This is a genomic window from Streptomyces sp. NPDC127038 (assembly GCF_042725875.1).
Taxonomy (GTDB): domain Bacteria; phylum Actinomycetota; class Actinomycetes; order Streptomycetales; family Streptomycetaceae; genus Streptomyces.
In genome coordinates this window covers 62533-83022 of record NZ_JBHXDQ010000041.1, presented here as the reverse complement: position 1 = coordinate 83022, position 20490 = coordinate 62533, and the positions used below count along the sequence as shown (strand labels likewise).

The 20490-nt window shown below is 72.5% G+C and carries 14 protein-coding genes; 7 read left to right on the top strand and 7 right to left on the bottom strand.

From position 1 onward, the window contains the following. Positions 1–411: 411 nt before the first annotated feature. Both ACFWI4_RS25860 and ACFWI4_RS25855 read right to left on the bottom strand, forming a co-directional pair. Positions 412–942 carry an SUKH-3 domain-containing protein gene (locus tag ACFWI4_RS25860; RefSeq protein ID WP_387200499.1) on the bottom strand — a complete coding sequence of 177 codons (531 nt, stop codon included), beginning with the start codon at positions 940–942 and terminating at the stop codon, positions 412–414. A 79-nt stretch (positions 943–1021) separates the two neighbouring features. Next, positions 1022–1525, bottom strand: coding sequence for a YwqJ-related putative deaminase (locus ACFWI4_RS25855; protein ID WP_385399774.1), 504 nt, complete (start codon positions 1523–1525; stop codon positions 1022–1024). A 232-nt stretch (positions 1526–1757) separates the two neighbouring features. Here ACFWI4_RS25855 and ACFWI4_RS25850 point away from each other — a divergent pair, with 232 nt between their 5' ends. The 3 genes from ACFWI4_RS25850 to ACFWI4_RS25840 all read left to right on the top strand — a co-directional run bounded on the left by ACFWI4_RS25850 (position 1758) and on the right by ACFWI4_RS25840 (position 6684). Then, the gene (locus tag ACFWI4_RS25850; RefSeq protein WP_385399777.1) at positions 1758–2783 is read left to right on the top strand and encodes an SMI1/KNR4 family protein; all 1026 of its coding nucleotides are present in this window, start codon (positions 1758–1760) and stop codon (positions 2781–2783) included. 7 nt (positions 2784–2790) lie between these two features. Next, a complete protein-coding gene (locus tag ACFWI4_RS25845; RefSeq protein WP_387200470.1) occupies positions 2791–5541 on the top strand; it encodes an SUKH-4 family immunity protein in 2751 nt (916 codons plus the stop codon). Between the two features lie 255 nt (positions 5542–5796). Further along, complete coding sequence (locus ACFWI4_RS25840; protein WP_387200467.1) at positions 5797–6684, top strand: cellulose-binding protein; 888 nt, start codon at positions 5797–5799, stop codon at positions 6682–6684. A gap of 87 nt (positions 6685–6771) precedes the next feature. Here the strand turns inward: ACFWI4_RS25840 and ACFWI4_RS25835 are convergent, their stop codons facing one another. Together ACFWI4_RS25835 and ACFWI4_RS25830 are read right to left on the bottom strand one after the other, a co-directional pair. Continuing rightward, positions 6772–8376, bottom strand: a complete 1605-nt coding sequence (locus ACFWI4_RS25835) for a cation acetate symporter (protein ID WP_387200496.1) — start codon at positions 8374–8376, stop codon at positions 6772–6774. A gap of 26 nt (positions 8377–8402) precedes the next feature. After that, on the bottom strand, positions 8403–8966 hold the full coding sequence (locus ACFWI4_RS25830; RefSeq protein ID WP_387200464.1) for a DUF485 domain-containing protein: 564 nt from the start codon (positions 8964–8966) through the stop codon (positions 8403–8405). A 616-nt stretch (positions 8967–9582) separates the two neighbouring features. Between ACFWI4_RS25830 and ACFWI4_RS25825 the strand changes: the two genes are divergently transcribed. The 3 genes from ACFWI4_RS25825 to mfd all read left to right on the top strand — a co-directional run bounded on the left by ACFWI4_RS25825 (position 9583) and on the right by mfd (position 16753). After that, positions 9583–10371: an ABC transporter ATP-binding protein gene (locus ACFWI4_RS25825; RefSeq protein WP_037628177.1), complete on the top strand. Its 789-nt coding sequence runs from the start codon at positions 9583–9585 to the stop codon at positions 10369–10371. Further along, entirely contained in the window at positions 10368–12947 is a 2580-nt protein-coding gene (locus ACFWI4_RS25820; protein WP_387200461.1) for an ABC transporter permease, read from the top strand. The genes ACFWI4_RS25825 and ACFWI4_RS25820 overlap by 4 nt, the downstream gene beginning before the upstream one ends. A gap of 254 nt (positions 12948–13201) precedes the next feature. Beyond that, a complete protein-coding gene (gene mfd, locus ACFWI4_RS25815; RefSeq protein ID WP_387200458.1) occupies positions 13202–16753 on the top strand; it encodes a transcription-repair coupling factor in 3552 nt (1183 codons plus the stop codon). Here the strand turns inward: mfd and ACFWI4_RS25810 are convergent. Together ACFWI4_RS25810 and ACFWI4_RS25805 are read right to left on the bottom strand one after the other, a co-directional pair. Then, positions 16750–17397 carry a TetR/AcrR family transcriptional regulator gene (locus ACFWI4_RS25810; RefSeq protein ID WP_387200455.1) on the bottom strand — a complete coding sequence of 216 codons (648 nt, stop codon included), beginning with the start codon at positions 17395–17397 and terminating at the stop codon, positions 16750–16752. The genes mfd and ACFWI4_RS25810 overlap by 4 nt on opposite strands. A 159-nt stretch (positions 17398–17556) precedes the next feature. After that, entirely contained in the window at positions 17557–17742 is a 186-nt protein-coding gene (locus ACFWI4_RS25805) for an Rv0909 family putative TA system antitoxin (protein WP_385399796.1), read from the bottom strand. Positions 17743–17902: 160 nt separating this feature from the next. Here ACFWI4_RS25805 and ACFWI4_RS25800 point away from each other — a divergent pair, with 160 nt between their 5' ends. After that, entirely contained in the window at positions 17903–18634 is a 732-nt protein-coding gene (locus ACFWI4_RS25800) for an HNH endonuclease family protein (protein ID WP_387200452.1), read from the top strand. Between the two features lie 100 nt (positions 18635–18734). Here ACFWI4_RS25800 and ACFWI4_RS25795 read toward each other — a convergent pair whose 3' ends face one another. Next, positions 18735–20411 carry a hypothetical protein gene (locus tag ACFWI4_RS25795; protein ID WP_387200449.1) on the bottom strand — a complete coding sequence of 559 codons (1677 nt, stop codon included), beginning with the start codon at positions 20409–20411 and terminating at the stop codon, positions 18735–18737. Positions 20412–20490: the final 79 nt, after the last annotated feature.

Here is a 20490-nt window from a genome sequence, read left to right as displayed (position 1 = left end):
GGGGCCGGGGGGGGGGTGGTGGGGGGGGGTGGGGGGGGGGGGGGGGGGCGGGGGGGGGGGGGGGGGGGGGCCCCCCGTGCCGGTGCATCAGGCCGTCGCCGTTGGGTGCGGTGTGAACGTCGGTGGCGACGGCCATCGATGTACCGGCACGGCCCCGACGGCGCCGTTGCCGACTGCGGGAGTGTCGTGGCTTGGGTGCGTGCCAGATTCAGCCCCGGCCGGGGAAAGATTCAGCCCCTCCGGCGTTTGAGGAGCGGGGTCCGGGGCGGCGCCCCGGGGGTGGCCCTCCCCGGCCCGGCCTTCGGGTTCCGGGGAACATTCAGCCCCTCCGGCGATTGAGGAGCGGGGGGTCCGGGGGCGGCGGCCCCGGGTTCGGGTCGGGTAGGGGCGGAGGGGGCGAGGGAATGGCTGTCAGGTGGTGGTCAGGCGGGGTGGCGGGGTGCCGGTGAGGAGGGTGGTGAGGGCCGCGTCGATGTGCGGGCCCAGGAACCAGTCGCCGGTGTGGTCGAGCGAGTAGACCCGGCCCTCGGCGTCGATGGCGAGCAGCGCGTGGGAGTCGGGCTCCTCGCCGAGAGGGCAGACCTCGGTGTCCAGCGCCCGGCCGAGATCGCCGAGGGTGCGGGCCATGTGGAGCCCGTGCAGGGGGTCGAGGTGGAGCGCGGTGGGGGTGAGCTGTCGCCCGGGCCCGGCGGAGCCGATCCGCAGGCCCCCGAACTCCGCCCACGCCTCGACCGCCGCCGGAAACACCGCGTGCCGGTGCCCGGCCGGTGACTCGTGTCCGCGCAGTTCGTCGGCCCAGTACTCGGCCTGCTTTATGTCCCAGCGTCCCGGCTGCCATCCCGCCGACCGCAGTACGGCGTCCACGGGTTCGGGGAAACGCGAGGGGGGTCCCCCCTGCCCGGGTCTGGAGAAGAGGCTGGAGGAGGAGCGTTCGGAGTGCATCTGCCCTTCGTTCGTCGAGGGATGGGGCTTCGGCGTCACCGGGACGCCTTCATGGGTACGTACGCGGGCAAGGGGGAGTTCAGGCGTCCGGTGCCGCCGGGTCGACGATGCGCACGCCGAAGTGGCCGCTGAGCGCGGCGCAGGAACGGCAGGGCGCGGCGAAGCTGCCGTGCAGCGGGTCGCCGTCCTCGCGGATCCGGCGCGCGGTGAGCTTGGCCCCCTTGAGGGCCCTGCGGGCCTCGCCGCTGGTCATGGGCTTGCGGCCGGCCCGCTTGCTGCGTTCGGCGTCGGCGGTGGCGATCTGGCGGGAGATCAGGATGGCCTCGGCGCAGCGGCCGGTGAAGCGGTCGCGCTGCGCGTTCGTGAGGGTGTCGAGGAAGTCCTGGACCAGCGGGTGAAGAGCGGGTGGCTGGTCGCCGCGGGCGGCCGTGCCGGTCAGGGTGGCCCCGCGGACGGAGAGGGCCGCGGCGACGGTGGGAAGTATGCCGTCGCGGCGGTACAGCAGGGCGGGCGCGTGCAGTGCCTCGGCGCTGCTCCAGCCGACCCGGGGATCCCCGGACGTGCTCGTATGCGTCGCGTTCATGATCGTCTTTCCCTCCCGTGCATCCCCCGGTGCGGAGACAGACTGCCAAATGCCGTGGCGGGAGCGGTAGCTGGGGCGCCGCGACACGCCAGGTCTTCGGCATACGGTCACCGCGAGGTGACGGCTGGTCACGGAACCGGAGGCCCGGTGACCGGTGTCGTACAACCGAATAGGCTGTCGACATCCGCGCTCCATCCAGCTATTGAAGACGCCGTAACAGGGGGCAACCGCCATGACGACAGGTCGGCTCGGGCTGGGGGCACCGTCCAGCCCCCAGGCTGGGGGACAGGCTGCGCCGCCGAACGCGGCCTACGCCGGGCAAGTCGTGCACTTCCCGGATCCGGTCCGGGCAGCGCGCCATCCCAGAGGCGTACGGATCGACGAGCGCGGGTATCCGGACTTCTCGCTCTACGCGCGTGCCGCAGCGGAGATCGCCGAACCCCCGGAGGGCTTCGGCGTCGACGAGTTGAGGCTCACGGACTACGTCTCCGCGAACGCCGCTCTCGCCGCCTCCGGACACGATCTGTGGGACACGATCCCCTCGGTCGCCACTCCGCACGGCTGGACGTGGCACCACGTGGCGGGCACCCGGCGTCTTGAGCTGGTGCCGGTCGAGGTGAAGGCGCTGCTCCGGCACCACGGCGGTGTCGCGACCGCGGCGGTCGACCATTCCAAGCGCGGGACACGGCCGTTGCAGGAGACGCGGCCCGCCCACTTCGGGCTGCCGAAGTCGGCGGTCGCGGTGAGCGAGCAGCAGGTGCTCGCGGTCGAGGAGGACCTCGGCTACCGGCTGCCCGGCGCCTACCGCTCGTTCCTCAAGGCGGCGGGCGGGTGCGCGCCGGTGGGCGCCGCGCTCGACGCCGAGCTCGGACTGCTGGTGGACCAGCCGCTGTTCACCGTGCGCGACGAGGCCGCGGTCAACGACCTGGTGTACGTCAACAAGTGTCTGCGCGACCACCTGACGAAGGACTACCTGGGCGTCGGGTTCGTGCAGGGCGGTCTGCTGGCGGTGAAGGTGAAGGGAGACCGGATCGGCTCGGTCTGGTTCTGCGCGTTCGACGACGCCCGTGACCAGGACGCGTGGCCGGCGGCCGAGCGGGTGCAGCGGCTGCTGCTGCCGTGCGGTGACGACTTCGACGTGTTCCTGTCCCGGCTGGCGGGAAATCCGCCGGAGTTGGAGACGGTGGCGAATCTGATGGTGGACGGTGGCTTCGCGCACGCCGTGCCCGTCACCTCGGTGTCTTCGGTGGGGGAGTGACGTCGCGATGGTGACCTTCGCGCAGGCGCAGGAGCGCGCGGAAGAATGGATCAACGGGGACGTGCCCGCGTACCAGCACCGCGAGGTGCGGGTGCGCGAGTTCGAACTCGGCTTCGTCGTATGGGCGGAGGACCGGGCCGAGGGGCCGCGCTCCGACGGGGGCGCGCAGCGTCTCGTCATCGCGCGGGACAGCGGTGAGGCCACGCTGTGGCCCGCGCTGCCGGTGGGCGAGGTCATCCGCCGGTACGAGGAGGAGTACGGGGCGCCCTCCGGGGCTCCGGAACCGGCGCCGGCACCCGCGGCCCGGGTCGACCTGAACCAGACCTCGTTCCTGCTGAGTCCTCCGGAGTGGTTGCAGGAGGCGGCGGACAAGATGGGGATCCCGGACCGGCGTGCCGGGTCGGGATCGTCCGGCTCCGACGGGGCGGGTTCCCGTCCGGCCGCGGCCGCTTCCTCCGGCGGGTCCCCGAACGGGGCCGCCGGGAGCGGGAGTTCACTGCCGGGTGCGCCGGGTGCGCCGGGTGCGCCGGGTGTTTCCGGTGGTCCGGGTGGTTTCGACGGGCACGGGGGCGCGGGTGCGCCCGCTGTGCCGCCGGTTCCCGTCGGGGCCACTCCGTGGCCGGACGCGGCGACCGACGACGACGGACCGGCTCCGCGGGACGGGAGGCCGGACCTCCCCGCCGACGCGACCCCGTGGGCGGGCACGGACACCAACGCCGATCCCGGCGACGACCGTTCCGTACCGCTGCCCGCGACCGTGTTCGCCCCGCCGCTGACCGACGTCGACGACTCGCGCACACCGCCGCCCGGTGCCGCGTACGACCAGACCGCCATGATGGCCGGCGGCAGCAGGCTTCCGCACACGACGGTGTCGCCCGTGGCCGGACCCCCGAACTCCCCAGCGCCGTCCGGTCCTTCGCAGGGCCACGACAGCCTGCCCGAGACCTCGGCCTACGGCTATCCGCAGGGTCCCGGCACCCCGCCGCCCGGCGCTCCGTCCGCTCCCGGCGCCCCGTCGCCCGCCGTGCCGTCCAGGCCGCTGCCCCCGAACGCGGGAGACATCGCGGACGCCGCCACCAGCAAGGCGCAGCCGCCCCGGGCGGCCCGCGGCGGCCACGCGGGTGCTCCGCACCCCCCGAGCGCCCCGGGTGTTCCCGGCGCACGGCCGGGCGCCACGCCTCCGCCGGGCGTCCCCGGCGCCCCGGGTGTCCCGGGCGCGCCCGCGGGCGGCTACGTGCCGACGCAGCTCGTCTCGCAGCTCGGGCCGGACGGGCCCGAGGCCGTGCCCGGCCCGCCCCGGCCGCCGGGCGCCACACCCCCTCCGGGCGGAGTGCACCACGCCGCCACGATGCTGGCGGGTCCCGCGGTGGGCGGCCCCGGTGCCCCGCAGCCTCCGGGCGCCCCCGGGGTTCCCGGCGCTCCCTGGCAGCAGCCCGGTCCCGGTGCGCCGGTTCCGCCGGGCGCCACGCCTCCTCCTCCGGGCGGAGCGCACCACGCCGCGACGATGCTCGCCGGGCCTCCGGCGGGCGGCCCCGGTGCTCCGCAGCCGCCGGGCGCGCCCGGCGTCCCCGGGGGCGCGCCCTCCGGCGAGGTGCACCACGCGGCGACGATGTTCGCCCCGCCGGTCGGGGGTCCCGGTACGCCGCCGCCCCCGCAGGCCCCCGGTATGCCGCCGGGCGCCCCGCAGCCGCTGCCCGGACAGCCCATGCCGGGTCAGCCCATGCCGATGCCGGGTCAGCCGATGCCCGGTCAGCAGCCGGCGTACGGCTATCCGCAGACGGGGCAGCCGACCGTCGGGCCCGGCTATCAGGCCGTGCTGCGCTACCGCGCCCAGGACGGCTCCGAGCAGCAGCTGATCCGGCGGTCCGCGCCGGGCACCCCGCACCCGGAGTGGCAGATCCTGCACGAGCTGCGGGCCATGAACGTGCCGCCGCAGCAAGTGCTGGAGCTGCACACGGAGCTGGAGTCCTGTGAACTGCCGGGCGCCTATTGCGCGCGGATGATCAGGGAGACCTTCCCGCAGGCCCGGATCACGAGCATCGCCCCGTACGGCACGGACCACGCGAGCCGTCAGCAGGGCATGCACCAGCTTCTCGCGCACCAGGGCGAGCTGCACCAGGTCGCGGACGGGCCGGCGCGTCCGGCGCCGGTACGGGCGCCGATCCCGCCCGTGCAGCCCGCGCCGCCGATCCCGCCGGAGGCGATCGCGCAGGAGCTGGCGGCGGCCTTCGGGCCGGGGATGTTCCGGTTCGACCAGGCGGCCGTGTCGCGGCAGGGCGTGCCGCCCATCGTGGCGCACGTCCTGGTCGTGGCGGGACTGCCGGTCGACATGGGGCCGTTCTTCTGGGCCCAGGCCCAGCCCGGCCGCCCGGTGCCCACCCTCGCCGAACTGGCGCAGGAGCGCGGGGTTCCGGCGTCCCAGGACGCGGGCTCGTACCTCGTCATGGGCAGCGACTTCGGCAAGGCGGTCTGCGTCCAGTACGGCACGGCGAACATCGTCGCCGTACCGGTGGAGGCCGGTCCCGGTGGCGCTCCGGTGCCGCCGCAGTTCGTGAACACCGGGCTGCCCGAGTTCGCCCGCTGCCTGGCCCTGCTCGGTCGGATGTGGCGGCTGCGGTTCGGCCTCAACCAGGAGCAGGCGGGCCGCTGGACCGTCGACTTCCAGGCCCAGCTCGCCGCGCTCGACCCGGCGGCCCTGGCCTCCCCGGAGAGCTGGTGGTCGGTCCTGCTGGAAGAGATGTGGGACGGACTGCTCTGACCGGTGGCCGGTCCCGCGACCGGCGGTGCGGTACGAGCGGTACGACGGCGGTACGTGAGGAGGCGCCCGGCCCGGGTCACGGGCCGGGCGCCTCCTTGCGTCGTACCGGGGCCGCCGCCCTCAAATGTCATGCGTGTGACCTGTTCCGGGCCGATCGGGCGGGCGGAGTGTCGCGTTATGAACACTTCCGCGTGATCCATCAAGATGTGCGCGAAATCGTCTTTTCGTGTGTGTCGGGCGGAGAGGGGTCCAAGGATGAGCAGCACACCGGTGTCGCCGTACGGCTTCGTGGCCGTACGGGGGCGCGGCTACCGTCCCGAACAGGTCGACGTGTACGCCGCCGCGCTCTCCCGGGACCGTGACGCCGCCTGGGAGCGGGCCGCCCGGCTCACCGTGCTGGCCAGGGACATGGAGGCCGAGGCGGAACGCCTGCGGGAGGTCGTGACGCGGCTCGCCCCGCAGACGTACGAGGAACTCGGCGCGCGGGCCCGGCGGATCTTCGAGCTCGGCGAGGAGGAGGCCGGGGCCCTGCTGGAGGAGGCCAGGCGTGAGGCGCGCGCGGAGGCCGAGACGGCCGAGGCGGTGGGCCGGGACGTGCGGGAGGCCGCACGGGCGTACGCGGGCGAGGTGCGGGACGAGGCGGAGGAGTGGGCCCTCGCGCGACTGCTCGCCGCGCGGGCCGAGGCCGACGAGGTACGGGTCTCCGCGCGGCGCGAGGTCAAGGAGAACCGGGGCGAGGTGCTCACGGCGCTGCGCGAGGTGCGGCGGCGGACGGAGGCCGTGGTCACCGCGCAGGAGGCGGAGCACGCCGTGCGGTGGGCGGAGGCCGAGCGGGCCGCCGCGGAACGCGAGGCGGCGTCCGACGAGGGCGGGCTCGAACGCGAGGAACGGGCCCGGGAGTCGCTCGCGCGGGCCGAACGGGTGCTCGCGGAGGCGAAGGAGTGGGACCGGCACCAGCAGGAGGACGCCGCCGCGCGGGCCGCCGGGCTGGTCGCCGAGGCGCGGGTCCGTGAGGAGCGGATCGCCCGGGAGACCGACCGGGTGCTGCGCGAGCACGGGGAGCGGTGGGACCACGTACGGGCCCACATGGACCACGTACGCAGCAGTCTCACCTCGCTCACCGGGCGGGCCCCGGCGGAGTAGCCCCCGCTCCGCCGCACCACGGGGCACTCCCGGCGGCCCGCCGGCCTACCGGCCCGCCGGCTCACCCGCCCACCCGTACCGGCCGGTTCACCGTCCCTTCCGGATCGCCCCCGCCAGGATCCACCCCTCGACCGCCTCGTACTGCCTGCGCTGTTCCTCCGCCGCGCGGCGGCCCGAGGCCATCGTGCCCAGCCAGCCGTAGGCGAAGCCGAGCGGGATCGACACGATGCCGGTCGTCGTGAACGGGAACCAGTTGAAGTCGGCGTTCGGGAACGCGGCGATCGGGGAGCCGGAGACCAGGTTGGTGCCGGGCATCAGGACCAGGACCGTGAGGGTGCCGCCGATCAGGGTGGCGAGCAGGCCCGTACGGGTGTAGCGGCGCCAGAAGAGGCTGTAGACGAGGGCGGGCGCGATCGCGGAGGCGCCGATGCAGAAGGACAGCGTGACCAGCGGCTGAAGGCTGTGGTGCTGGGCGAGGGTGGAGAGCAGGACGGCCGGGACCCCCACGGCCAGCGCGGACAGACGGGCCAGGAGCATCTCGCGGCGCGGGGAGAGTTCGTCGCCGCGGCGCCGTCCGCGGAAGAACCGGCTGTGGGCGAACAGGTCGTGGGCGAGGGAGTTGGCGCAGGCCAGGATCATCCCGGCGACGGACGCGAGCAGCGTCAGGAAGATCGCCGTCGTGACGGTGGTGAACAGGAGGGTCTCGGCCGTGGAGACGGAGGAGCCGAAGGCCGCCCGGGAGCCCAGCAGATACGCCGTGTTGCCCTGCGGATCGGCCGCCGCGATGGCGGAGCGGCCGACCAGGGCGGTGGCGCCGAAGCCGATGACGCTGACGATCAGGACGAACAGGGCCACGCAGGGCACCGCCCAGGACAGCGACCTGCGCACCTGGCGGGCGCTGTCCGCCGTGTACATGCGCATGGTGATGTGGGGGAGGCAGGCGCCGCCGAGGACGACCGTCAGCTCCGAGGTGATCATGTCCAGCCGGGGGCTGGCGCCGCCCGCGAACTGGAGGCCCGAGTGCAGGAAGGCGTCCCCCACACCGCTGTTGCCGGCGGCGGCGGTCAGCAGGGTGCCGGGGTTCCAGTCGAAGCGCTGGAGGACGAGTACGGCGACGACCGTGCCCGAACCGAGCAGCATCACGATCTTGAGGATCTGGATGAGGGCGGTGCCCTTCATGCCGCCGATCGCCGCGTAGCTGATCATCAGGGCGCCGAGGCCGATGACGCAGCCGGTCTTGAGGGAGTCGGCGGAGAAACCGAGGATGAAGGCCAGCAGGTCGCCCGCGCCCGCCAGTTGGACGAGCATCAGCGGCAGCAGCGCCACGATGGTCACCGCGCAGGCCGTGTTGCGGACGGCGCGGCCCGGGGTGCGGCGGGCGAGCGCGTCGCCCATGGTGAACCGCCCGGCGTTGCGCAGCGGTTCGGCCAGCAGGAACATCAGCAGCACCAGGGACAGGGCGGTGCTCAGGGCGAGGACGACACCGTCGTAGCCGGCCAGGGCGATGACACCGCCGGTGCCGAGCACGCTCGCCGCGGAGATGTAGTCCCCGGCGATGGCGAGGCCGTTGCGCATCGGCGAGAGCGATCCGTAGCCGGTGTAGAACTCGTCCAGGTCGTCGCGGTCCGGGCCGGTCATCACGCACAGCAGCAGGGTGAGGGTGGCGACGGCCGTGAACGCCACGAGTGACATGGTCTGCGCGGACGTGCTGAACCCCGTCACCGGGCCGCCCCCCTCTTCGCGTCGAGTTCGCTCTGTCTGCGGATCCGGTCCGCGACCGGGTCGAGGCGCCGGCGCGCCGAGTGTTCGTACAGGGCGATGGCCAGGCAGGTGACGGGGACCTGGATCAGCCCGAGCAGCAGGCCGGTCGACAGTCCGCCGGAGACGGTGCCGGTCATCAGGGAGGGGGCGAAGGCGGACAGGACGAGGAAGAGGGTGAAGTAGCCGAGGGCGGTGAGGGTCGCGACCCGGCGCTGGCGGCGGTAGGCGCCGCGCAGGACCCTGATGTCGCTGTGCTGCCCGAGCGGCCGGTGACGCGGCATCCGGCGTTGCGGGGGCTCGGGCGGGCGGGGCCGGGGCTGCCAGGGGTAGGTCAGCCGGGTGGGGTCGGACGGCGGCTCGGGCGGCGGGTATCCGAGGTCCTGGGGGTCGTCGGCGTAGGGCTGGTACGGCTGGTACAGCGGGGCCCTCGGGGACGGGGACGGGGGTGGTGAGTAGGGGTGCTGGTGCGGTTGCTGCCGGCGTGGCCTCGGGTGTTCGGGGGACGCGAACGGGTCGGACATCCCGGTTCTCCTTGCGTGGCTCGGGTCCGGGGCGGGACCGCAGGGAGCGGGGGGTGAGCAGCGGGCACGCTACTCGTAGGTAGCGGGGCCGCGCGACCGTTTCGCCGAACTGGGCGGTCGGTATGCGCTTACTTCCGTGACCTGGGGTGTTACCCGCGTTTACCTGTGAAGTTCCGCCGGAGCCGCGCTGGAGGTTCTCTGCTCCTCGCGTGATGGAAGCGGGTACGTCCGACGGCGGCCGGGCGGGCTCCGGGGTGGAGGCGACCCCGAGGAGTTGTCCACCGGGGGGTGGAGAACCCCTAGGGGGACCTCCGCATCAGGGGTCGGGGAGGGTTCGTCCCGCCGGAGGAGGAGACGGGCCGAAGCCGTTCTTAACCTGGTTTTACGTCGTCGGGGTCGCGCTCCGGTCGTACGGACCGTACCTGCGGGGGTGGGGTTTTCCCCAGCAGAAGACGGGGCCGTGCACCAGCGCGTACGACCCCCTCCCGACACCAGACTTGAAGGCATGGCCCGGAGTGCCGCGTCGCGACGGCGCGGACGTCCGGGGCCCGTCGCACCCGATCGAAGACTTTCGCAGCCCGGCAGATCCCCTGTCGGCCGACTTAGGAGACATACCGTGACATCGGCTGTAAGCATTCCCAGGCACGAGGGCACTGGAGGGCGTACGGCCGTCGCCGCGCGGGCGCGACAGGTCGTCAAGGCGTACGGGTCCGGGGAGACCCGCGTCGTCGCCCTCGACCAGGTCGACGTGGACATCGCGCGGGGCCGGTTCACCGCGATCATGGGCCCCTCGGGGTCGGGCAAGTCCACCCTGATGCACTGCCTCGCCGGGCTCGACACCGTCACCTCCGGCCAGATCTTCCTCGACGAGACCGAGATCACCGGGCTCAAGGACAAGAAGCTGACGCAGCTGCGCCGGGACCGGATCGGCTTCATCTTCCAGGCGTTCAACCTGCTGCCGACGCTGAACGCCCTGGAGAACATCACGCTCCCGATGGACATCGCGGGCCGCAAGCCCGACCGGGCCTGGCTGAACCAGGTCGTGGAGACCGTCGGCCTCAAGGACCGGCTCAAGCACCGGCCGACCCAGCTCTCCGGCGGCCAGCAGCAGCGCGTCGCGGTGGCGCGGGCGCTGGCGGCCCGCCCCGAGATCATCTTCGGCGACGAGCCGACCGGAAACCTCGACTCCCGGGCCGGCGCCGAGGTGCTGGGCTTCCTGCGGCGCTCGGTGGACGAGCTCGGCCAGACCATCGTGATGGTCACGCACGACCCGGTGGCGGCCTCGTACGCGGACCGGGTGCTGTACCTCGCCGACGGCAGGATCGTCGACGAGATGCACCAGCCGACGGCCGATCAGGTCCTGGACCGCATGAAGGACTTCGACTCCCGCGGGCGGACGTCATGACCGTCCTCAGGACCTCGATGCGCAACTTCTTCGCGCACAAGGGACGCATGGCCCTGTCGGCCGTCGCCGTCCTGCTGTCGGTGGCCTTCGTCTGCGGGACGCTGGTGTTCAGCGACACGATGAACACCACGTTCGACAAGCTCTTCGCGGCCACCTCGTCCGATGTGACGGTGAGCGCCAAGAGCGCCTCGGACACCGGCGAGACGACGTCCGACAACGGCAGGCCGCCGGTCATGCCCGCCTCGGTCCTCGCCCAGGTGCGGTCGGCGCCCGGCGTGAAGTCGGCGGAGGGCGCCGTCTTCTCCAGCGCCGTGACCGTCGTCGACGCGGACAAGGACAGCCTGTCGCCCTCCAGCGGCGCTCCCACCATCGTCGGCAGCTGGAACGCCAACGAGGCCCGCACCATGAAGGTGACCTCCGGAGCGGCGCCCAAGGGCTCCGGCCAGGTGATGATCGACGCGGACACCGCCGACAAGCACCACCTGAAGCTCGGCGACGAGATCGGCGTGATCAGCGCGGTCGGCACCCACACCGCGAAGATCTCCGGCATCGCCACCTTCACCGTCACCAACCCCGGCGCGGCCATCTTCTACCTGGACACGCCGACCGCCCAGAAGACGCTCGTCGGACAGAGCGGCGTCTACACCAACGTGAACGTCACCGCGGCCGCCGGCGTCAGCGACGCCCGGCTCAAGCAGGACGTGACGGCCGCGACCGGCGGCCACTACAAGGTGCAGACCGCCAAGGAGACCGCCGACGCCAACCGCAAGGACGTGGGCAGCTTCCTGGACGTCATGAAGTACGCGATGCTCGGCTTCGCCGGGATCGCCTTCCTGGTCGGCATCTTCCTCATCATCAACACCTTCTCGATGCTGGTCGCCCAGCGCACCCGCGAGATCGGTCTGATGCGGGCCATCGGCTCCAGCCGCAAGCAGGTCAACCGCTCGGTCCTGGCCGAGGCGCTGCTCCTCGGCGTGACCGGTTCGGTCCTCGGCGTCGGCGCGGGCATCGGCATCGCCGTCGGCCTGATGAAGCTCATGAGCATGACCGGCATGAACCTGTCCACCGACGATCTGACGGTGGCCTGGACGACCCCGGTCATCGGCATGGTCCTCGGCGTCGTCGTCACGGTCCTGGCGGCCTATCTGCCCGCCCGCCGCGCCGGCAAGGTCTCCCCGATGGCCGCCCTGCGCGACGCCGGAGCTCCCGCCGACGCGAAGGCCGGAGTCGTACGGGCCGTCCTCGGCCTGCTCCTCACCGGCGCGGGCGGCTTCGGCCTCTACCTCGCCGCCGACGCGAGCAAGGCGAGCCAGGGCTCGATGTGGCTCGGACTCGGCGTGGTGCTGAGCCTGCTCGGGTTCGTCGTGATCGGCCCGCTGCTCGCGAGCGGTGTGGTGCGTGTCCTCGGCGCGGTCCTGCTGCGGGCCTTCGGACCGGTGGGACGCATGGCCGAGCGCAACGCCCTGCGCAACCCGCGCCGCACCGGCGCCACCGGCGCCGCCCTGATGATCGGCCTCGCGCTGGTCGCCTGCCTGTCGGTGGTCGGCTCCTCCATGGTCGCCTCCGCCACCGACCAGCTCGACAAGACCGTCGGCACGGACTTCATCATCCAGAACGACAAGGGGCAGCCGTTCACCCCGCAGGCCGTGCAGGCCGTGAAGAAGACGCCGGGGCTGGCCCACGTCACCGAGTACAAGGCCACCGAGGGCGACTACACCACCCCCGACGGCAAGACGCTCAAGAACACCGACATCACGGCGGCCGACCCCTCGTACGCCACCGACCTGCGCACCAAGACGGTCGCCGGCAAGCTCCAGGACGCCTACCTGCCCGACTCGATGTCCGTGCACGAGAACTTCGCCAAGGCGCACGGCATCCACCTCGGCTCCAAGATCAAGATCGCCTTCAAGGACGGCGCCACCGCCGACCTGACGGTCCGGGCCATCACCAGCAGCGACGCCGTCATCGACAAGGGCGCCAAGTACATGTCCATCGCCACGCTGGCCAAGTACGTGCCGGCCGACAAGATGCCGCTGGACGCGATGGTGTTCGCCTCGGCCAAGGACGGGCAGCAGGCCACCGCGTACAAGGCCCTGAAGTCCTCCCTGCACGACTACCCGCAGTACCAGGTGCGGGACCAGACGGACTACAAGAAGGCCCTGAAGGACCAGATCGGCCAGATGCTGAACCTGATCTACGGCCTGCTGGCCCTCGCGATCATCGTCGCGGTCCTCGGCGTGGTGAACACCCTGGCCCTGTCCGTGGTCGAGCGCACCAGGGAGATCGGCCTGATGCGGGCCATCGGCCTCTCGCGCCGCCAGCTGCGCCGCATGATCCGGATGGAGTCGGTGGTCATCGCCCTCTTCGGAGCGCTGCTGGGCCTCGGCCTGGGGATGGGCTGGGGCGCGACCGCCCAGAAGATCCTCGCCCTGGAGGGACTGAACGTCCTGGAGATCCCCTGGCCGACCATCATCGCGGTCTTCGTCGGCTCGGCCTTCGTGGGTCTGTTCGCCGCCCTGATCCCGGCGTTCCGGGCGGGCCGGATGAACGTGCTGAACGCGATCGCCACGGACTAGCCGTCCGGCGGACGGTCGGAGGGGCCACCGTGGACGGGGGTCGCGGTGGCCCCGAAGGGCCCGGTCCGAGGAGACACACTCTCCTCGGACCGGGCCCGCGGCGCGTCCGGGGCGCCGGGGTGGTCACCCCGCGGGGCCCGGCCCTCGGCCGACGGTCACGCGCGGGCGGGCGCGGAGTCGTAGGCTGGATGCCCCCGGCCCGTCCCACGTGTCGGGCGTCTCGCGTTGCCCACTCCCCGGGATGGAAGCCCTTCATGAGCCTGCACGGTCTGCTCGACGCCGTCGTCAAGGACGCCGCCCTCACGGAGGCGGTGAAGGCCGCCGCCGACGGCAACCGGAGGCATGTCGACCTGGTCGGCCCGCCCGCGGCCCGCCCGCTCGCCGTGGCCGCGCTCGCCCGCGAGACCGGCCGCACCGTCCTGGCCGTCACGGCCACCGGCCGCGAGGCCGAGGACCTGGCCGCCGCCCTGCGCTCCCTGCTCCCGCCGGACGGCGTCGCGGAGTACCCCTCGTGGGAGACGCTGCCGCACGAGCGGCTCTCGCCCCGCTCCGACACCGTCGGCCGGCGCCTCGCCGTCCTGCGGCGCCTGGCACACCCGCGCCCCGACGACCCCGAGACCGGCCCGGTCTCCGTCGTCGTGGCCCCCATCCGCTCGGTCCTCCAGCCCCAGGTCAAGGGGCTCGGCGACCTGGAGCCCGTGGTCCTGCGCACCGGCGTGAGCGCCGACCTCGGCGAGACCGTCGAGGCGCTCGCGGCGGCCGCGTACTCCCGTGTCGAACTCGTCGAGAAGCGCGGCGAGTTCGCGGTCCGCGGCGGCATCCTGGACGTCTTCCCGCCCACCGAGGAACACCCGCTGCGGGTGGAGTTCTGGGGCGACGACGTCGAGGAGATCCGCTACTTCAAGATCGCCGACCAGCGCTCCCTGGAAGTCGCCGAGCACGGCCTGTGGGCGCCGCCCTGCCGCGAACTGCTGCTCACCGAGGACGTGCGGGCGCGGGCCGAGGCCCTCGCCGAGGCCCACCCCGAGCTCGGCGAACTCCTCGGCAAGATCGCCGAGGGCATCGCCGTGGAGGGCATGGAATCGCTCGCCCCGGTCCTCGTCGACGACATGGAACTGCTCCTGGACGTCCTGCCCGAGGGCTCCATGACGATCGTGTGCGATCCGGAGCGGGTGAGGACCCGGGCCTCCGACCTGGTCGCGACCTCGCAGGAGTTCCTCCAGGCGTCCTGGGCGGCGACGGCCGGGGGCGGCGAGGCGCCCATCGACGTCGGCGCCGCCTCCCTGTGGTCCATCGCGGACGTACGGGACCGGGCCCGCGAGCTGGACATGATGTGGTGGTCGGTGTCGCCGTTTGCCGCCGACGGAGAGCTCACGGACGCCTACGCCGGCGGGGTGGGCGACACCCTCAAGCTGGGCATGCACGCCCCCGAGACCTATCGCGGCGACACCGCCCGCGCCCTCGCCGACACCAAGGGCTGGCTCGCCGACGGCTGGCACACCGTCTACGTCACCGAGGCCCACGGCCCGGCCGCCCGCACCGTCGAGGTGCTCGGCGGCGAGGGCATCGCCGCCCGCCTGGACACCGACCTCACCGACATCGGCCCCTCCGTCGTCCACGTGGCCTGCGGCTCCATCGACTACGGCTTCGTCGACCCGGCGCTGCGCCTGGCCGTCCTGACCGAGACCGACCTCTCCGGCCAGAAGGCGGCCGGCAAGGACGGCGCCCGGATGCCGGCCCGCCGCCGCAAGACCATCGACCCGCTGACCCTGGAGACCGGCGACTACATCGTGCACGAACAGCACGGTGTCGGCCGCTACATCGAGATGGTGCAGCGCACCGTCCAGTCCGCGACCCGCGAGTACCTGGTCGTCGAGTACGCCCCCGCCAAGCGCGGCCAGCCCGGCGACCGCCTCTACATCCCCACCGACCAGCTGGAACAGATCACCAAGTACGTCGGCGGCGAGGCCCCCACCCTGCACCGCCTCGGCGGCGCCGACTGGACCAAGACCAAGGCGCGCGCCAAGAAGGCGGTCAAGGAGATCGCCGCCGACCTGATCAAGCTGTACTCGGCGCGCATGGCGGCCCCCGGCCACGCCTTCGGCGCGGACACGCCCTGGCAGCGCGAGCTGGAGGACGCGTTCCCCTACGCGGAGACCCCCGACCAGCTCACGACCATCGCCGAGGTCAAGGAGGACATGGAGAAGACGGTCCCGATGGACCGGCTGATCTGCGGCGACGTCGGCTACGGCAAGACCGAGATCGCGGTGCGGGCCGCGTTCAAGGCGGTGCAGGACGGCAAGCAGGTCGCGGTCCTGGTGCCCACGACCCTGCTCGTGCAGCAGCACTTCGGCACCTTCTCCGAGCGCTATTCGCAGTTCCCCGTGAACGTCCGCGCCCTGTCCCGCTTCCAGACCGAGACCGAGGCCAAGGCGGTCCTGGAGGGCCTGCGCGAGGGCTCGGTCGACCTCGTCATCGGCACCCACCGCCTGTTCTCCTCGGAGACCAGGTTCAAGGACCTCGGCCTGGTCATCGTCGACGAGGAACAGCGCTTCGGCGTCGAGCACAAGGAGCAGCTGAAGAAGCTCCGCGCCAACGTCGACGTCCTGACGATGTCCGCCACCCCCATCCCCCGTACGCTCGAAATGGCGGTGACCGGCATCCGCGAGATGTCCACGATCACCACCCCGCCGGAGGAGCGGCACCCGGTGCTGACCTTCGTCGGCCCGTACGAGGAGAAGCAGATCGGCGCGGCCATCCGCCGCGAACTGCTGCGCGAGGGCCAGGTCTTCTACATCCACAACCGGGTCGAGTCCATCGACCGGGCGGCCGCCCGCCTCCGCGAGATCGTCCCCGAGGCGCGGATCGCGACGGCCCACGGCCAGATGTCGGAGCAGGCGCTGGAGCAGGTGGTCGTCGACTTCTGGGAGAAGAAGTTCGACGTCCTGGTCTCCACGACGATCGTCGAGTCGGGCATCGACATCTCGAACGCCAACACGCTGATCGTGGAGCGCGGCGACAACTTCGGCCTGTCACAGCTCCACCAGCTCCGAGGTCGGGTCGGCCGTGGCCGGGAGCGCGGCTACGCCTACTTCCTTTACCCGCCGGAGAAGCCGCTCACCGAGACGGCACACGAGCGCCTCGCCACCATCGCCCAGCACACCGAGATGGGCGCGGGCATGTACGTGGCGATGAAGGACCTGGAGATCCGCGGCGCGGGCAATCTCCTCGGCGGCGAGCAGTCCGGCCACATCGCGGGCGTCGGCTTCGACCTGTACGTGCGCATGGTCGGCGAGGCGGTCGCGGACTACCGCGCCTCGCTTGAGGGCGGGGTGGAGGAGGAGCCGCCGCTGGAGGTCAAGATCGAGCTTCCGGTCGACGCGCACGTCCCGCACGAGTACGCGCCGGGCGAGCGGCTGCGGCTCCAGGCGTACCGGTCCATCGCCTCCGCGAACACGGAGGAGGACGTCAGGGCCGTACGCGAGGAACTCGTCGACCGCTACGGCAAGTTGCCGGAGCCGGTCGAGAACCTGCTCCTCGTGGCGGGCCTGCGGATGCTCGCGCGGGCCTGCGGTGTGGGCGAGATCGTCCTCCAGGGCACCAACGTCCGCTTCGCGCCGGTGGAGTTGAGGGAGTCCCAGGAGCTGCGCCTCAAGCGCCTGTACCCGGGGACCGTCATCAAGCCGACGGCCCACCAGATCCTCGTCCCGCGCCCGAAGACCGCGAAGGTCGGCGGAAGGCCCCTGGTGGGCCGCGAACTGCTGGGCTGGACGGGGGAGTTCCTGGCTTCCGTCCTGGGGTCCTAGGTCTTCGGCGGCGGGAACAGGAGGCCCGTCAGGGAGTCGAGGACCTCGGCCGGGTCCTCGGCGCCCACCTGGCCGTCCAGGTGGTGGCCGAGCAGCAGGGCGGCGAAGCCGTGGGCCAGCGACCAGGCCGCGATGCCGGCGAGATGGGCGTCGGCGCCGCGGCCCTCGGCGGGGGCCGCGGAGACGGCGTCCCACAGGCGCCGGCAGGCGAGGGTCCGGGCCGTCGTCAGTTCCAGGTCGTCCTCGCGGAGCGGCTCCGGGGAGAACATGACCTGGAAGTGGGCGGGGCACTCGCGCGCGAAGCGTACGTAGCGCCGGGCCGCCTCGCGCGGGTCACCGGCGTCGTCGAGCGCGGTGGCGAGCAGGCCGAAGCCCTCCGCCGCGATCGCGGTGAGCAGACCGGTGCGGTCCTTGAAGTGGTACGCGGGGGCCGTGTGCGAGACGCCGGCGCGCCGGGCCAGGTCGCGCAGGCTCACCGCCGAGGGCCCCTCGGCGGCGATGGCGTCGAGAGCGGCGCGGAGGACGGCACGGCGCAGATCCCCGTGGTGGTACGGGCGCTCCGGGCCACCGGGGTCCGGGTCCACGGGGGCAGTGTCGCCGCCGGGTCGCGCGGGAGCCGGGCCGATGGTCTTCCCGGTATCCATGACAGCAGCGTACGCCGTATCTAGGCGGTGCCAAGTTCGGTGGGCGGGACCCGCGGGAGCAGCGCCGGGGGACGGGGGATCGGGTGGGGACGAGACCGGCCCCACCCGGCGGGGATGCCGTGATGGGGCCTGGTGGGGATGGTGCCGGCACCGCTCCGGCTACTGCTGTGGGGGCCGGTCGCGGTCCATGCCCATCGCGCCTTCCGCCTTCCGCTGCGCGTCGTCGACCTTGTCCGCGTACTTGTCGCCGGTCCGCTTGTTGACCTGCTTCTCGGCGGCATCGGACATGTCCGCTGCTTTGTCCTGGGCGGATCGGTTGTGCTTGAACTTGTCGAAGATGCCCATCCGGAGCTCCTTCCGGGGTGACTCACGACCGACGATACGCCCGGCGTGCACCACTTGCCCATCGATGCCTGGTATGGCCGGGGAATGCGGGCCATTACCTTGGGCAGACGGGAATCACGTCCGATCGGGGCGGACCGGGGAGGCGAAGGGGAGGGACGTCGTGCTGCGTCTGAGGGGTGGGGCGGTGGCCGCCGCGCTGGTGGTGCTCGTCATGGGTGCCGGGGTCAGCGGCTGCAAGAAGGACGCTCTGGGTTCGGCGGGGCCGCAGGAGACCGCGGCCGGGGGCGGCGGCGCGGCGCTGAGCGCCGTGGACTCGCTGACCGTCAAGGGGCGCGCGCCCAAGACCGGGTACAGCAGGGAGCGGTTCGGGACGGCCTGGGCCGACACCGACGCGAACCGGTGCGACACCCGTGACGACATCCTCAAGCGGGACCTGGAGGGCGTGAAGTTCAGCGACGGCAAGTGCAGGGTGTCCGGCGGGGTGCTCCGGCCCGATCCCTACGGCGGCCAGGACGTCACGTTCGTCCGCGGGCGCAGCCTCGTCGACATCGACCACCTCGTCGCGCTCTCCGACGCCTGGCAGACGGGCGCCAAGTACTGGGACGCGAGCAAGCGGATAGCCCTGGCCAACGACCCGCTCAACCTCCGTGCCGTCGGCGCGAGCGCCAACCGCAGCAAGGGCGACGGCGACACCGCGACCTGGCTCCCGCCGAACAAGGCGTACCGCTGCACGTACGTCGCCGCGCAGGTCGCCGTGAAGAAGAAGTACGGGCTGTGGGTCACCGCCGCCGAGAAGACGGCCATGAAGAAGGTGCTGGGCGGCTGCCCCGGCCAGAAACTCCCCTCGGGCGGCAACCCGACGTCGGCCCCGGCGAGGTTCCACGCGAGGTGACCTGAGGGGGCGGGCCGCCGCCCGCCCCTCACGGCCGTCGGGGTCGCCGTCCGCACCCGCGCGGACAGGGACGCCGGAAGGCTTCCCGCGTCGGAAGCCCTCAGGACCGCCGGCGCCTGCGTGCGGTGGTGAGCAGGACGGTACCGACGCCCGCGGCGAGGACGCCCGCCGTTCCGGCGATCCACGGTGCGGGGCCCGCTCCCGTGCTCGCCATGGACCCGGTCTGCCCGGAGGTGGACGACGGGTCGTGGGCACCCCCGGTGGAGCCGGAACCGGAGCCGGACCCGCCGCCGGAACCCGAGCCGGACGAGCCGCCCGTCGTTCCTGAGGAAGAGCCGGTGTCGCCGGTACCACCCGGCGTGCCCGGCGCCTTCACGGTGATGGCGGCGGTGTCGTTCCTCGTGCTGCTGTCATGCTCGGGCAGCACCTTCAGCGACACCGTGCCGGGCTTGAGGGCGGACACTTTGTCGATGCGCAGGCCGAAGGACCACACGAGGCGCTCACCGGGGCCGACCCACCAGTCGGTGACATCGTTCGCGCAGTCGTAACTGCGGCCGTCGGGCTTCTTGCCGTCGTCCAACGGCCGGCACCCTCTTGGTGTCCTCACCGCGGTCGTGCCCGGGGGAATCGTGACCGTCGTCCGCACCGAGAGTTCTTCGATGGGCTCCTCGCCGTTCCAGGTGGGCATTCCGCCGGGACCGTTGTTGCGGTACCCGACATCCATCGTGACCACGTCACCCGGCCGTCCCTCCGCCGAGGCGCCGAGGGCTTCGATGTCCGTCGTGTTGTCGACCTCGTAGTCCACTCCGAGATCGGTGGTCTGCGGCTTTCCCGGGGGTGCGTCGTCCGGGCGCGGTACGAGCTTCAGTTCCGGACCCTTGCCGCGGTGGACGCCGGTCATCTTCTCCCGGTCGATGAATTGATCCTCGTCCTCCAGCCGGCCGCTCCAGTGGGCGCCACGTGCGTCGTCGTCGATCCTGAGCGGGCCCGGGGACACGTCGAAGGAGTCGCCCGCCGCGATGGTGTTGTCGAAGTGACAGATCGCCGACGGGAACGCCAGGTCGGTGCGCTTCCCGCTCTCGTATATGTAGACCGGCATCATGCCGTAGTCGCAGTTGCTGAACTCCTGCTCGAACGACATGTGCCCGGCGGACATGAAGAAGTCGGTGCCCTTGCGCGTGTTCGGGCCGAGATAGGTGAAGCCCGCCCCGGGATGCACCTCGGCGCCGGGCTTCACCTTGCCCTTCACCTCTCCCGTCACACGGTCCTGGACGTACCCCTTGTCCTCGATGTCGACCTTCCAGACCCGTTCGGTGATCGGGGTTCCGTCGGCCTGTCCGCTCACCCGGATCTCGCCGGTGGTCCCGCCCTGCGCACCCTTCAGGCTCTGCAGCTGGAAGTTGGCGAGCCGGGTCGTCTTGCCGGGTGCGGGAGCGTCGTCGCCGTGACAGACCAGGACGCCCTCGGTCTTCTTCCCGCATCCGGGGAAGGGGACCCTGACGTCCACGACTCCGCCGAGCGAGCTGTAGTCGACGGTGAGTGTGTAGGACGTGATCTTCGTTCTGCCCGTGTTGGTGAGCGTCACGGAACCGCCCGCGTCCGGCTCGAAGTTCGTATAGGGATCGAACTCCAGGGTGTAGTCGCCGGAACCCGAGGCGACCTCCAGCCCCGCTCCGGCGGCGACCGCGCGCTCGGACGGCACACCGACCGTCGAGGCGGCCACCGCCAGCACCCCGGCCGTGGCCCACACCCCTCGCGGCACCTGGCTCACCTTCATGGAACCCCTCCCAAGACCAAGCGGTACACGCCGTGAACGGCGCGAGAACAACGACCCTCTAGACAGGGCGAGGCGGCGG

What these genes read in the sequence shown, in the direction of transcription:
- ACFWI4_RS25845 (WP_387200470.1), top strand. Translation starts at nt 2,791, where the DNA reads ATGGTGACCTTCGCGCAGGCGCAGGAGCGCGCGGAAGAATGGATCAAC.
- ACFWI4_RS25830 (WP_387200464.1), bottom strand. Translation starts at nt 8,966, where the DNA reads ATGTCCGACCCGTTCGCGTCCCCCGAACACCCGAGGCCACGCCGGCAG.
- mfd (WP_387200458.1), top strand. Translation starts at nt 13,202, where the DNA reads ATGAGCCTGCACGGTCTGCTCGACGCCGTCGTCAAGGACGCCGCCCTC.
- ACFWI4_RS25810 (WP_387200455.1), bottom strand. Translation starts at nt 17,397, where the DNA reads ATGGATACCGGGAAGACCATCGGCCCGGCTCCCGCGCGACCCGGCGGC.
- ACFWI4_RS25795 (WP_387200449.1), bottom strand. Translation starts at nt 20,411, where the DNA reads ATGAAGGTGAGCCAGGTGCCGCGAGGGGTGTGGGCCACGGCCGGGGTG.
- ACFWI4_RS25850 (WP_385399777.1), top strand. Translation starts at nt 1,758, where the DNA reads ATGACGACAGGTCGGCTCGGGCTGGGGGCACCGTCCAGCCCCCAGGCT.
- ACFWI4_RS25805 (WP_385399796.1), bottom strand. Translation starts at nt 17,742, where the DNA reads ATGGGCATCTTCGACAAGTTCAAGCACAACCGATCCGCCCAGGACAAA.
- ACFWI4_RS25855 (WP_385399774.1), bottom strand. Translation starts at nt 1,525, where the DNA reads ATGAACGCGACGCATACGAGCACGTCCGGGGATCCCCGGGTCGGCTGG.
- ACFWI4_RS25835 (WP_387200496.1), bottom strand. Translation starts at nt 8,376, where the DNA reads ATGTCACTCGTGGCGTTCACGGCCGTCGCCACCCTCACCCTGCTGCTG.
- ACFWI4_RS25820 (WP_387200461.1), top strand. Translation starts at nt 10,368, where the DNA reads ATGACCGTCCTCAGGACCTCGATGCGCAACTTCTTCGCGCACAAGGGA.
- ACFWI4_RS25840 (WP_387200467.1), top strand. Translation starts at nt 5,797, where the DNA reads ATGAGCAGCACACCGGTGTCGCCGTACGGCTTCGTGGCCGTACGGGGG.
- ACFWI4_RS25860 (WP_387200499.1), bottom strand. Translation starts at nt 942, where the DNA reads ATGCACTCCGAACGCTCCTCCTCCAGCCTCTTCTCCAGACCCGGGCAG.